The organism is Clostridium intestinale, from assembly GCF_035905475.1.
Classification (GTDB): Bacteria; Bacillota; Clostridia; order Clostridiales; family Clostridiaceae; genus Clostridium_T; species Clostridium_T intestinale.
This window is the reverse complement of sequence record NZ_CP121166.1, coordinates 1,808,445-1,820,847: the sequence shown is the minus strand read 5'-3', so window position 1 is coordinate 1,820,847 and position 12,403 is coordinate 1,808,445. Positions and strand designations below refer to the sequence as shown.

The window sequence follows — 12,403 nt, the reverse complement described above, 5'->3', positions numbered from 1 at the left end:
ATGGCAGCTAAAATGGTTGATAAAGTAAAAGAATTATTTGGTTTTGGAGAATATGAAGATGAATTTGAAGAATTTGAAGATAGTGAAGAATTTTCAGAAGTAGCAATGGATGAAGTTGAGCCTGTATTGTCAAATAAAAAGAATAATAAAGTAGTAAATATTCATACTGCTTCTTCTGCAAAGGTCACTATAAAAAAGCCAACAGTATATGATGATGCTACTGAGATTTGTGAAGCATTAAAATCAAGAAAGATTGTGGTTATTAATACATCTGCACTTGAAACAAGAATAGCACAAAGATTATTAGATTTTGTATCTGGAGCATGTTTTGCTTTAGCAGGGGAACTACAAGAGATAGAAAGAGGTGTATATATTTTATCACCATCAAATGTTGAAGTAACAAATGAATTAAAAAGCGAACTTTCTTCAAAAGGGATGTTTAACTGGAGTAAGTAAAGCTCAGGAGGGCAAATAATATATGATATATACTACACTCTCACTATTTATAAAAGTTATTCAATTTGCAGTATTTGCAGATGTGATACTTTCTTTAATGGAATCTATGGGTTCACCTGTAAAATATCATTATATAGTTAAAAATTTTACAAAACCAATACTAGAGCCCTTTGAAAAATTGCAAAGTAAATTAAATTTAAATATTCCTGTTGATTTGTCACCTTTTTTAGCTTTAATAGCACTTAATATAATAGAAAAATTATTAAGATTAATATTTTAATAATGGATAAAAAGGAACTAACTAGAATATTTGAAGGGGAAGAACTCATATTAGCTATAGGATTATTAGAGAAATACAGTCTTTCCAAGGAATATAATATTCCTATGTTCTCACAAAGTTTTTTGACTCCTAATATATGGATGTATTTTACTGAAAGAATATCTAAAGATATTAGTGTAGAACTAAACGGGGGTTTTGAGGACTGCGAAAGAAAAATGATTGCTTTTAATAATATATATGAGGCTCCTTTCCCTATGAAAATATTAGAGATAACCAACAAATCAAGATTTAGATCCTTGGAACATAAGGATTATTTAGGTGGAATATTATCATTAGGAATAAAACGTGACAAATTAGGAGACTTAATTCTAGACAATGATAAATGTTTTGTAGCTATTTCAGAAGAATTGACTGATTTTTTGATTGATAACTTAGAATTTATTGGGAAAAATCCCTGTGATGTAAAAATAGTTGAGAGTAACGAAGAGCTACCTAGTGTTAAGTTTACAGAAAGCAATATAAATATAGCTTCATTAAGAATAGATTCTGTTGTAGCATCTTTAGCTAATGTTTCAAGAAGTGAAGCAGTAAAACTAATTAATTCGGGAAAGATTTTAGTTAACTATTCTAATAATATAGATAAGAGTTATGAAGTAAAGTTAAATAGTACTATTACTATTAGAGGAAAAGGTAAATTTATTATTTCAGAAATTACTGGGAAAACGAAAAGTGATAAGTTGAAAATAAAAGTAAAAAAATATACATAATGTAGAGGTGATACAGATGAAAATTACTCCAATGGATATTAGCAATAAGGAGTTTAAAAAAGGATTAAGAGGATATAATCCAGAAGAAGTTGATGAGTTTTTAGATGAAATTGTAGATAATTATGAGGAACTTTACAAAGACAATGCCTTATTAAAAGAAAAAGTATCTGCACTTTCAGAGAAAATTGAACATTATGGAAAAATAGAAAATACTATTCAAAATACTTTACTATTAGCTCAAAATGCAGCTGAGCAAGCTAGAAGTTCAGCAAAAAAAGAAGCTGATATGTTAGTTAAAAATGCTAATGATACTGCTCAAAAGATATTAGATAAAGCTCATGCAGATGTAGTTCAAATAAACGATGAGTTTGATAGAATAAAACAAGAGTTCATTAAGTTTAGAGCGAAATTTAGGAACTTCATGAATACTCAATTAGAAACTTTTGATGATTTGGAAAAGGATTTTATTAAAAATTATAATATAACAAATCCATTAGAAGATATTGAAGAAAAAGAAGTAGCAGTAGATTTAAATCTTAATGATGAAGACGAAGAAGAAATAAGTAATGATTTAGATCAAATAAAAAGTTTCTTTGCTAATAAATAAGTGATAAAAAGGCAAAATCTAATAGATTTTGCTTCTTTTAATTTTAATAGTAATATTGAATGTTATAAAAACATCTAATTTTGAAAACAATAGTAATAGTATATTATAAACTATCGGAGAGGTGTTGATTAGATGGATAAAAATAAGTTCAATATATATAAAGAAAAATTATTAAAGGAAAAAGATAAAATTAAATTAATAATAGATAATCTAGAGAAAAATGACTTTGGAAGTATTAATATAGAAATGGCTTCAGAAATATCACATTATGATAACCATCCAGCAGATGCAGCAGGCGATGTGTATGATATGGAAAGAGGTATGGCTCTAAAAAGAAAAGAAGAGGTTTTGTTAGAACAGGTTGAAAACTCCTTAAAATCTTTAGAGAAAGGAAGTTATGGAACCTGTAAATCCTGTGGTGAAGAAATTTCAGAAGAAAGATTAGAGTTTATACCTTATGCAGAATATTGTATAGATTGTCAGAAGTTAATAAGCTCTATAGGGAATCAAGAAAAAAGGCCTGTAGAAGAACAGGTTATTGGAACACCATTTTATTATGAGCATTTAAGTAAAGATTACACAGGTTTTGATGAAAAGGATAGTTATCAAGCTGTGGAGAAATTTAATAGGATAGAAGACTTGGAATATTCCAGTGATGATGATATGATGTATGTTGAACCTATAGAAAAGATAAGTAATGAACAATATAAGGCAGGACTACCTGACTAAGATTATTGTTTTAGTATGAGGAGTAGTATTTTAATGGAAGAGTTAATATTTAAGATAACTTCTGAAGAAGTTAATAAAAGAATAGACAAATATCTATCAGAAGTTATCGAAAATAAGTCTAGAAGTTTTATTCAAGGATTAATAGATAATGATAATATAAAAGTGAATGATAAGTTAATAAAAAGTAATTACAAATTAAAGCTTAATGATATTATAGAAGTAAACTTACCTGAACCTCTTGAGCTTGAGGTTAAAGCAGAGGATATAAAATTAGATATAGTTTACGAAGATCATGATGTTATTGTAGTAAATAAACCTCAAGGGATGGTAGTGCATCCAGCACCAGGTAATTATACAGGAACATTAGTAAATGCATTACTTTATCATTGTAAAGATTTATCAGGTATTAATGGAGTCATTAGACCAGGGATAGTTCATAGGATAGATAAAGATACCTCAGGGATATTGGTAGTTGCAAAAAATGATAATAGCCATAATTTTTTAGCTGCTCAACTAAAAGATCATTCTATGAAAAGAGAATATTATGCTTTAGTTGAAGGAAGAGTAAAAAATGATATTGGAACTATAAATGAAAAGTTAGGAAGAGACCCAAAAGATAGAATAAAAATGGCTATAGTTAAAGAAGGTAGAGAGGCTATAACTCATTATGAAGTTTTAGAAAATTATGATTATACTACTCTTGTTAAATGTAATTTAGAAACTGGGAGAACCCACCAAATTAGAGTTCATATGGCCCACATAGGACATCCGTTAGTAGGGGATCCCGTTTATGGTTATAAAAAATCGAAGTTTAAATTAATGGGGCAGATGCTACATGCTAAAACTTTAGGATTTGTTCATCCAACCACAAAAGAATTCCTAGAGTTTTCTACTGAGTTGCCAAGCTATTTTAAAAATATAATAGAAAAGTTAAGAGGTTAGGGAGAGATGGATATGAAGCTAAAAGCTGAACTACTAGATGAAAATGCTATTAGAAGAAGTTTGGTTAGAATTTCTCACGAGATTATAGAGAAAAATAAAGGTGTAGAGGATGTAGTTTTAGTAGGAATTAAAAGAAGGGGGTATCCTCTAGCACAAAGAATTTCGGAGCAAATAAAAAAGATAGAAGGAGTCACTGTTCCTGTTGGAATGGTAGATATAACTTTATATAGAGATGATTTAATTGAGAATAGTGAAATGCCTTCAGTTGCTAGTAATGACATAGGTATTAGAATTAAGGGTAAAACTGTAATAATAGTAGATGATGTTTTATTTACCTGTAGAACTGCTAGAGCAGCAATAGACGCTATTATGGATTATGAAAGACCAAGTTCAATACAATTAGCTGTATTAATAGATAGAGGACACAAGGAATTACCCATAAGAGCTGACTATGTAGGAAAAAACATACCTACCTCTAAATCAGAAATAGTTGCCGTTAGAATAAATGAAATAGACGATGAAGAGTCAGTTAAAATATTTGAAAAATAGGAAGGAATTAAATAATGTTTTATGATTTAATAGCTACTACTGCCTTTGGACTGGAATCTGTAACAGCTAAAGAGCTAAAAACTTTAGGATATGAAGACTTAAAACTAGAAAATGGGAAAGTTCATTTTCAAGGAGATGAATTAGATATTGCAATAGCTAACATTCATTTGAGAACTGCTGAAAGAGTTTTGATTAAAATGGGTGAATTTACTGCAACTACTTTTGAAGAGTTATTTCAAGGAACAAAAAATATTGAGTGGGGAGACTTTATACCTGAAGACGGTAAGATGCATGTTATAGGTAAGTCTGTAAAATCCACTTTATTTTCTGTTCCTGATTGTCAATCAATTGTTAAAAGAGCTGTTATTAAAGCTATGGAGCAAAAATACAACAGAGAAGTTTTTAGTGAAGATGGACCAGTTTATAAAATAGAAATATCTCTCCTTAAGGATGTAGCTACATTAACTATTGATACATCTGGAGTTGGATTACATAAGAGAGGTTATAGAGAAAGAGCTGGAGAAGCACCTTTAAAAGAAACTTTAGCGGCATCTATGGTTTTACTGTCTAGATGGAGTGGCATGGAAACCTTGATTGACCCTTTCTGCGGGTCAGGTACAATATTAATAGAAGCAGCAATGATTGCAAGAGATATAGCACCAGGAATAAAGAGAGAGTTTGTAAGTGAAACTTGGCCTAATATACCAAAAGAACTTTGGACTCAAGTAAGAGATGGAGCTAAAAAATCTATAAAGAATAAAGATATTAAGTTATTAGGATATGATATAGACGGAAGACTTCTTGCTACTGCAAGAGAAAATGCAAAACTAGCTGGAGTTTTAGAAAATATAGATTTCCATAGACAAGACTTTAAAGAATTTTCTTTAAATCGGGACTATTCATTTATAATAACTAATCCTCCTTATGGGGAAAGAATTGGTGAATTAGAGGAGATAAAGGTTCTCTACAAAAAGCTAGGAGAGCTAAAGAAAAAGATACCATCATTAGAGGTTGAAGTACTTACATCATATGAGGACTTCCAAAGAGAATTTGGAGATAAAGCCAATAAAAATAGAAAACTTTACAATGGAAGAATAAAGTGTTATTTATATCAATATCATAGGAACTAATTAAGAAGTCATTACAAGTTATTTTGTAATGACTTTTCTATTTCCATAAAAGCAATCTAATGAGACTTAGGAGAAGTCACTACAGAGAAGTAGTGTACCTCTATTCGGTAGATGCGCACTTATATTCTGTAGGAGCGCTTCTCAGCTCCATTCAATTCCTTCTTTTTCCTAACTTAGCGTCAGTCTAATCCATATTGGTAAAAATGAATCTAATGAGACTTGCACCGCTAATCGGTAGAAGCTCTCCTCAGCTTCAATCTAATCCTTTTAGAAGTTTAAAAATATTTTTTTATAAAAGATGAATAATGAGTAGGAAGAAAAGTAGACTACCCTATGTCAAAATGTCAAAATGTCAAAATGTCAAAATGTCAAAATGTCAAAATGTCAAAATGTCATTATGTTGTTGTGTCGTACTTAGAAGGAATCTAACGAGACTTAAAAAGAAGTCTCTACAGAGAAGTAGTGCACTTCTATTCGGTAGGCGTGATTCTCAGCGCCAGTCTAATCCTTTTAAACTTTAAGAAGAAAGTAAACTTTTTGATAAAAAAATTGACAATAAGTCACAGAAAAAATAGACTGCCCCAAGAAAGCAAGAAAGCAAGAAAGCAAGAAAGCAAGAAAGCAAGAAAGCAAGAAAGCAAGAAAGCAAGAAAGCAAGAAAGCAAGAAAGCAAGAAAGCAAGAAAGCAAGAAAGCAAGAAAGCAAGAAAGCAAGAAAGCAAGAAAGCAAGAAAGCAAGAAAGCAAGAAAGCAAGAAAGCAAGAAAGCAAGAAAGCAAGAAAGCAAGAAAGCAAGAAAGCAAGAAAGCAAGAAAGCAAGAAAAGAAGAATTCTTGAATTCTTCTTTTCTTGAATATCTTAAAAAACCACTTTTACAGGGATGTAGTTAAAAATACTTAAATTTTATTAATTCTAGGCTCAGAAGGACTTATATAAATGGTTTTATTTTGAGAATATATAACCATTCCAGGCTTTGAGCCGTTAGGTTTTTTTATGTACCTAACAGGTGTATAGTCAACCGGAATATTAGAAGATAACTTTCCTTTACTATAAAATGCAGCTAAATTAGCGGCTTCCTTAATTGTAACTTCAGAAGGGTTACTACCTTTAATAATTACATGTGAGCCAGGAATATTTTTTGTGTGAAACCATATATCTTCTTTATTTGCAAATTTTAAGGTTAAATAGTCGTTTTGAATATTGTTTTTTCCAACATAAATATGGAATCCGTCACTAGAGATAAAATGCAAAGGTTTAGAAACCTTATTTTTATCCTTTTTTGAACTTTTCTTAAAACGAATATAACCTGTTTCTATTAATTCATTTTTTATTTCTTCAATATCGTCATAGCTTTCTGAATTGTTTAAGTTAGACAAAACAGAGGTTAAGTAATTAAACTCTTCTTCATTTTTCTCCAATTGTTCAAAAGCAGATTGCTCTGATTTTTTTAACTTATTATATTTTTTATAATAGTATTGAATATTTTCTGATGGAGTTTTATTTTCATCAAGTTCAATATCTATATATTCATCGTCAGATTCACTATAAAAATTTAATAGGCTGACTTTTTTATCACCTTTTTTTATATTATAAATATAGGAACTTAAAATATCTGCTTTAATTTTAAAATCTTGTTTAGTAGAGCAATCTTCTATAGTAGCATTAAGTATTTTAGACTTCTTATTACATCTATCTATATTAGTATTTATTATCTTTTGTATATCGCTAGCTTTACCTTTTAATCTATCTTGTTTATCTTTTTGTTTGTAGAAATTTTCAAGAAGTTCTGATGGATCTTCATAAATTTCCTTATCTAAATCCTTATAAATATTTAAATTTAAGCAATAAAAGTCTTTTAATTCACCATTTTCATTATATAGAGTATAGGAAGTGTGATTTAAAATATCACTAAAAAACTTTTGAGAGTAATTATAAACGTCCTCCATATTCTTATTTAAACTATTAGAATAAAGTTCTTCACTTAAAACTTTACCAACACCAGTAAAAGTCTTACTAAAAAAGCTAGAGTTAAACTTTATATCTTTTGTGGCTAGGAAACTATTAAATTCATCATAAGTAAATGATAGAGGATTAAGTTTATTGCTTTCAGGTGGATAAACGTAGCTTATTCCAGGAAAAAGCACTCTATAGGAATTGATTTCTGAGGTTATGTGTTTAATAGATTCCATAATCTTATTATCTCTATCTCTTACTAAAGTTATATTACTATGTCTACCCATTATTTCTATTATTAGTTTATAAACTGAATCAAATCCCAGCTCATCTGTAGACTCAATAAGCATGGTTAAAATACGATCATTTTCATATTGAGTAATTTCTCTTATTTTACCATTTGTTAAATATTTTCTTAAAACCATACAAAACATTGGGGCTTTTAGTGGATTTACCTTAGATTCTTTAGTAAAATGAATACGAGGATAATTACTTGAGGAAGAAATTAATAGTTTTCTATTTTTTCCTCCAGTTCTTAAGGTAAAAATTATCTCATCTTTTTCAGGTTGATTTATTTTATCTATTTTTGCATTCAATAAAATTGGTCTTAAGTAATTTATATAATTGTGTAGAAAAACACCATCTAATGCCATTGTAGTCTCCTTTCAAAAAACATATAAATTTAGTATACACGTTTAAAATAATTGTATCAAGGTGGAGGTAAAGAAATGAAGTTTTATAAGATGCATGGAAATGGAAATGATTTTATTGTAATTGATGATAGAAATGAGACGTTTTTAGGGAAAGAAAGTGAGCTAGCTAAGAAGGTATGTCATAGACATTTTGGTATTGGAGCAGATGGAATACTTTTAGTTAGGAATAACAAGGAAGCTGATTCAGAAATGATTATAATTAATTCTGATGGCTCATATGCAGCTATGTGTGGTAATGGCTTAAGATGCTTCATAAAGTACATATATGATTTAGGAATTGTTAAAAAGAGCAACATGAAAATAATGACTGGAGATGGATTTAAGGATGTGGATATAAAGCTTATTGGAAATGAAATCTCTGAAATAAAGGTTTTTATGGGTAAAGCTAGTTATGAACCAAATAAAATACCAGTAAAAATAAATGAAAAATTAAAAGATTTTGAACTACATGCAAATAATAAAGAATATAATATTACATCTATGTTATTAGGGGTTCCACATACTGTTATATTTGAAGAAGAAGAAACAGATATAACGGAAGGTAGAGGAATTGAAAAACATGAAATTTTTCCTGAAGGAACAAATGTTAATTTTTGTGAGGTACTTGATAGGGATAATATAAAAGTGAGAACTTGGGAAAGAGGAGCAGGGGCAACTTTAGCTTGTGGTACTGGAAATTGTGCTGCGGCCGTTGCGGCTTTTGATAAAGGATATACAAATAAACAGGTTAAGGTACATGTTCCAGGTGGGGTTTTAGAAGTATTAATTGAAACGGAAGGGGTATATATGATTGGAAATGCGGAAGTTATTTGTAATGGAGAGGTATATATATAAACTAACAAAATGAAGAATGCTAGGTTGATATGTGTTTTTATAATAACCTCATGCCTTCTTTTTGTTTCATGTAAAAATACACAAGTTGAAAACAATAAACCTGAGAATGAAATAACCTTTAAAAACTATGAAGGAATTAATAAAGTAAGTGTAATTTATGATAGGAATGGAAAGATATCTTTAATTAGCGATATTTATAAAAATGAAGTTCTTTCAAAAAATGAAGACGGATATGTTTTATCCTATAGAAAAGAAACTAACTCATATTTAAAAGCTTCAGAGATTTCTGAAGAAAAAAAGTTGGTTTTAGGGATAAATAATAAAGAATATATATTAAAAGATTTCACCGATTTATCTAGTGCTAAACAGTCTCCAAAAGGGAATAAGGTTTTGTATAAGAAATATAATGAAGCTGAGGAAGTTGAGTTTTCTATATTTGATAGCTCTAATGAAAAAGATATTCCCTTGGAAATAAACACTTTAATATCAGGTGAAAACTACTTTTGGAAAGATAATAATACTATTATTTATTATGGAATTAATGATAAGGAAAATAAAAATGGGATATATTCTTATAATATATCCTCAGATGAAGAAACTTTATTGTATGAGCTTAAGAAAGGAATAATAGAATATATTCAATTGACTGATGAATATATTTACTTTATGCTCAATTCTTTAAATGGAAAAAAAGAAGTAAATAGATTTTCACTCAAAGATAAAAGCTTAGTCAAAATTACAGATAAATTTAAGTATATTAGTTCCGTAGCTGAAGAAGCAGGAAGTATATATATATTAGGGGAAGAAGAAAGTAGTGGTGTCTCTATATATAGTATTATAGATGGTAAACTAAAAAGAGTAATATATGATTTTCCTAGGCAAATAGATCCTGATAGAGGGATGATTAAAGATAAAGATGGGAATATATTGTTTATAGGATATGAAAATATTAAAGAAGATGAAGATGTTTATGTTTATAGTACAGTAGATAAGGGTACAAAAATCATTTCTAAAAAAGTAGGGAAGTATTTCTTTATAGAAACAAACTAAATTTAAGTTTGTTTCTTTTTTTATGTTTATTTTGTGAAAAATAGTCAAGTATTATAGTTAAGAGGTGAATCTTATGAAAAATATTGAATCTATTTCGCTTAATTTAATAGACATAACCCTTCTTAATAAAGTACCCTTTGAAATATGTCAGAAGTATAAGATTTTACCCCTAGGGAGATTCAAGGGGAAGATTTATGTTGGTATGGAGGAAATAAAAAAAGAATATATAAGGTATTTAGAGCAAAATCTTTCTGAAGCCATTGTTCCAGTAAAAATTGATAAAGAAAATATAACCAAGCTCATATATGATGGCTTTGGTGTTAAAATTCATGACAGAAACAAATACATAGAAGAAAATATAATAAGTGATGCTATTGATAAAAACGCTTCAGATATACATTTTGAACCATTTGAGAAAGAGGTTAATATTAGGTTTCGATTAAATGGGTCTCTTATACTTTGTTATAAGATTACTCGTGAAGAATATGAGGCAGTAGTTTCAAGAATTAAAGTTAAAGGTAATATGGACATAGCTGACAAGCTGAAGGCTCAAGATGGAAAGATGGTATATAATTATAACGAAAATTTTTTAGATTTAAGGATATCATCCTTGCCTACTTATTATGGGGAAAAGATAGTTATAAGAATAATGTACAACAATGAAGATGATAAAAATCTTGAATCTTTGAGTTTCGATAAAGGGGACTTAGAATATATAAATAAATTAATTTCTATGAATAGCGGCATGATTTTAATAAATGGGCCCACTGGGTCTGGAAAATCTACGACGCTTTATTCTATTTTGAAAAAGGAAAATAGTAAGGATTTAAACATTATGACAATAGAGGATCCTGTAGAGGTTCTTATTAATGGAATAAATCAAGTTAATGTAAGTAGAAATGATAGTGGCGATATTACCTTTCATTCTGGCTTAAGGAGCATTTTAAGACAAGACCCAGACATTATTATGGTTGGAGAGATACGTGATGAAGAAACAGCTAAAATTGCTGTTAGAGCGGCTATTACAGGTCATAAAGTGTATTCAACAATTCATACTAAAAGTTCTTACGAAGTATTTAAAAGATTAAAAGAGATGAAAGTTGAAGAGTATTTAATAGTAGATTCTATAATTGGAGTAATATCCCAAAGACTAATAAAAAGATTGTGCGATAAATGCAAAGAAGAATTTTATGTAGAAGAAGATTTAATAAAAAAATATAAACTTAAAAATAGTAGATACTTTAAGAAAAATGGATGTAAATATTGCAATAATACAGGGTATTCAGGCAGAGTTTTGGTTTATGATTTACTTTTAATGAATAGTGAAAACAGAGAAAAGATAAGAAAATATTTATCAGGAAGTTATGATTTTTCAAGTGATTCAGGACATTTGAATAAATGTCTAGAGTATTTGGAACAAGGAGTAATTGATTTTGACGGCTTTAGAGAATTTGTAGATGGTGATATTTATGAAGATTAATAGAAAAGAAATAAACTATGAAAATTTAAGTTATATTTTAATTAATATTTCAGAAATGATAGATAGTGGCATAAATATATTAACAGCCATGGACATACTTGAAGATGGAATAGAGGGTAATAGAAATAAATTAATAATAAATAGGATGAAAGAGAATATAAAAAGTGGACACAGCATATCAGAAGCCTTTAAGAGTGAGGATTCAATGCCAAAGTTATGCAATGAATTAGTAGCAATAGCAGAGGAAACAGGAAGCTTAAGTAAAGTTTTAATACAATTATCAAATTATTATAAGAAGCTTTATTCATTTAAGAAGCAAATAATAAGTTCATTAGCATATCCTATTATATTATTTTTATTGCTTGTAATTATGGTTGTGTTTTTATTTATAATGTTAGTCCCTAGTTTCAGTGAAATGTATGCATCAATGGAAATCGTTCCATCATGGCTTCTTGGAAAACTATTTAATCTTAGAGAATTTGCAGATAAAAATACTCTTATTTTCTATCTATATACAGCTATATATGGGATAGTTATACCCTATGTTGTGGTGGTTTATTTTTTTAAGGAATTAGCAATTAGAAACATACTAAAATTGAAGATTGTTTTTCAATATAAAGAGTATATTATGCTTATGATGCTCAATATGATTTTTGAGAGTGGAATAAATCTACAAAGGGCTTTTAGTAAGTTTTCAAAAGAAATTAAAAATCCATTAATTAAAAATCATATAAAAGAAATAAATGATGGGTTACTTAAAGGAAAGTCTTTAAAGTTTACACTAAAACAAGAAAAAATATTTTCAGAATATACTTTAGCAGTAATTAGCATAATATAGTGTGATGAATAACATAGTGCTTATAGTAGTCTATGTTATTTTTATATGTATTTAAATAACTATGTTTACTAAATATA

14 protein-coding genes are annotated in these 12,403 nt (G+C 28.6%); 13 read left to right on the top strand and 1 reads right to left on the bottom strand.

The window, feature by feature from the left end; all coding sequences use genetic code 11:
• From P8F83_RS09430 to P8F83_RS09390, 9 genes are all read left to right on the top strand, one after another.
• Entirely contained in the window at positions 1-456 is a 456-nt protein-coding gene (locus P8F83_RS09430) for a cell division protein SepF (RefSeq protein WP_286907668.1), read from the top strand.
• A gap of 22 nt (positions 457-478) precedes the next feature.
• A complete protein-coding gene (locus P8F83_RS09425; RefSeq protein ID WP_315108135.1) occupies positions 479-736 on the top strand; it encodes a YggT family protein in 258 nt (85 codons plus the stop codon).
• A gap of 2 nt (positions 737-738) precedes the next feature.
• Positions 739-1,503: a YlmH family RNA-binding protein gene (locus tag P8F83_RS09420; protein WP_326514402.1), complete on the top strand. Its 765-nt coding sequence runs from the start codon at positions 739-741 to the stop codon at positions 1,501-1,503.
• A gap of 16 nt (positions 1,504-1,519) precedes the next feature.
• Entirely contained in the window at positions 1,520-2,110 is a 591-nt protein-coding gene (locus tag P8F83_RS09415; RefSeq protein ID WP_073019779.1) for a DivIVA domain-containing protein, read from the top strand.
• Between the two features lie 132 nt (positions 2,111-2,242).
• Positions 2,243-2,839 (top strand): TraR/DksA C4-type zinc finger protein, encoded by a 597-nt coding sequence (locus P8F83_RS09410; RefSeq protein ID WP_326514401.1) that lies wholly within the window; start codon positions 2,243-2,245, stop codon positions 2,837-2,839.
• A gap of 33 nt (positions 2,840-2,872) precedes the next feature.
• Positions 2,873-3,781 (top strand): RluA family pseudouridine synthase, encoded by a 909-nt coding sequence (locus P8F83_RS09405; protein ID WP_238906529.1) that lies wholly within the window; start codon positions 2,873-2,875, stop codon positions 3,779-3,781.
• Between the two features lie 12 nt (positions 3,782-3,793).
• Entirely contained in the window at positions 3,794-4,330 is a 537-nt protein-coding gene (pyrR, locus tag P8F83_RS09400) for a bifunctional pyr operon transcriptional regulator/uracil phosphoribosyltransferase PyrR (protein WP_181600722.1), read from the top strand.
• Between the two features lie 14 nt (positions 4,331-4,344).
• The gene (locus P8F83_RS09395) at positions 4,345-5,460 is read left to right on the top strand and encodes a THUMP domain-containing class I SAM-dependent RNA methyltransferase (RefSeq protein WP_326514400.1); all 1,116 of its coding nucleotides are present in this window, start codon (positions 4,345-4,347) and stop codon (positions 5,458-5,460) included.
• 537 nt (positions 5,461-5,997) lie between these two features.
• Positions 5,998-6,348, top strand: coding sequence for a hypothetical protein (locus P8F83_RS09390; protein ID WP_326514399.1), 351 nt, complete (start codon positions 5,998-6,000; stop codon positions 6,346-6,348).
• 6 nt (positions 6,349-6,354) lie between these two features.
• Here the strand turns inward: P8F83_RS09390 and P8F83_RS09385 are convergent, their stop codons facing one another.
• Complete coding sequence (locus P8F83_RS09385) at positions 6,355-8,064, bottom strand: Rqc2 family fibronectin-binding protein (protein WP_326514398.1); 1,710 nt, start codon at positions 8,062-8,064, stop codon at positions 6,355-6,357.
• 75 nt (positions 8,065-8,139) lie between these two features.
• Here P8F83_RS09385 and dapF point away from each other — a divergent pair, with 75 nt between their 5' ends.
• The 4 genes from dapF (at position 8,140) to P8F83_RS09365 (ending at position 12,326) form a co-directional block, all read left to right on the top strand.
• The gene (gene dapF / locus P8F83_RS09380; RefSeq protein WP_326514397.1) at positions 8,140-8,958 is read left to right on the top strand and encodes a diaminopimelate epimerase; all 819 of its coding nucleotides are present in this window, start codon (positions 8,140-8,142) and stop codon (positions 8,956-8,958) included.
• A 9-nt stretch (positions 8,959-8,967) separates the two neighbouring features.
• Positions 8,968-10,008 (top strand): hypothetical protein, encoded by a 1,041-nt coding sequence (locus P8F83_RS09375; protein ID WP_326514396.1) that lies wholly within the window; start codon positions 8,968-8,970, stop codon positions 10,006-10,008.
• A gap of 73 nt (positions 10,009-10,081) precedes the next feature.
• Positions 10,082-11,488 carry a GspE/PulE family protein gene (locus tag P8F83_RS09370; RefSeq protein ID WP_326514395.1) on the top strand — a complete coding sequence of 469 codons (1,407 nt, stop codon included), beginning with the start codon at positions 10,082-10,084 and terminating at the stop codon, positions 11,486-11,488.
• Positions 11,478-12,326, top strand: coding sequence for a type II secretion system F family protein (locus tag P8F83_RS09365; RefSeq protein WP_326514394.1), 849 nt, complete (start codon positions 11,478-11,480; stop codon positions 12,324-12,326). The genes P8F83_RS09370 and P8F83_RS09365 overlap by 11 nt, the downstream gene beginning before the upstream one ends.
• Positions 12,327-12,403 lie beyond the last annotated feature (77 nt).

Excerpts from the sequence above, each read along its gene's own strand:
- P8F83_RS09430 (WP_286907668.1), top strand. The coding sequence starts at position 1 with ATGGCAGCTAAAATGGTTGATAAAGTAAAAGAATTATTTGGTTTTGGA.
- P8F83_RS09425 (WP_315108135.1), top strand. The coding sequence starts at position 479 with ATGATATATACTACACTCTCACTATTTATAAAAGTTATTCAATTTGCA.
- P8F83_RS09420 (WP_326514402.1), top strand. The coding sequence starts at position 739 with ATGGATAAAAAGGAACTAACTAGAATATTTGAAGGGGAAGAACTCATA.
- P8F83_RS09415 (WP_073019779.1), top strand. The coding sequence starts at position 1,520 with ATGAAAATTACTCCAATGGATATTAGCAATAAGGAGTTTAAAAAAGGA.
- P8F83_RS09410 (WP_326514401.1), top strand. The coding sequence starts at position 2,243 with ATGGATAAAAATAAGTTCAATATATATAAAGAAAAATTATTAAAGGAA.
- P8F83_RS09405 (WP_238906529.1), top strand. The coding sequence starts at position 2,873 with ATGGAAGAGTTAATATTTAAGATAACTTCTGAAGAAGTTAATAAAAGA.
- pyrR (WP_181600722.1), top strand. The coding sequence starts at position 3,794 with ATGAAGCTAAAAGCTGAACTACTAGATGAAAATGCTATTAGAAGAAGT.
- P8F83_RS09395 (WP_326514400.1), top strand. The coding sequence starts at position 4,345 with ATGTTTTATGATTTAATAGCTACTACTGCCTTTGGACTGGAATCTGTA.
- P8F83_RS09385 (WP_326514398.1), bottom strand. The coding sequence starts at position 8,064 with ATGGCATTAGATGGTGTTTTTCTACACAATTATATAAATTACTTAAGA.
- dapF (WP_326514397.1), top strand. The coding sequence starts at position 8,140 with ATGAAGTTTTATAAGATGCATGGAAATGGAAATGATTTTATTGTAATT.
- P8F83_RS09375 (WP_326514396.1), top strand. The coding sequence starts at position 8,968 with ATGAAGAATGCTAGGTTGATATGTGTTTTTATAATAACCTCATGCCTT.
- P8F83_RS09370 (WP_326514395.1), top strand. The coding sequence starts at position 10,082 with ATGAAAAATATTGAATCTATTTCGCTTAATTTAATAGACATAACCCTT.
- P8F83_RS09365 (WP_326514394.1), top strand. The coding sequence starts at position 11,478 with ATGAAGATTAATAGAAAAGAAATAAACTATGAAAATTTAAGTTATATT.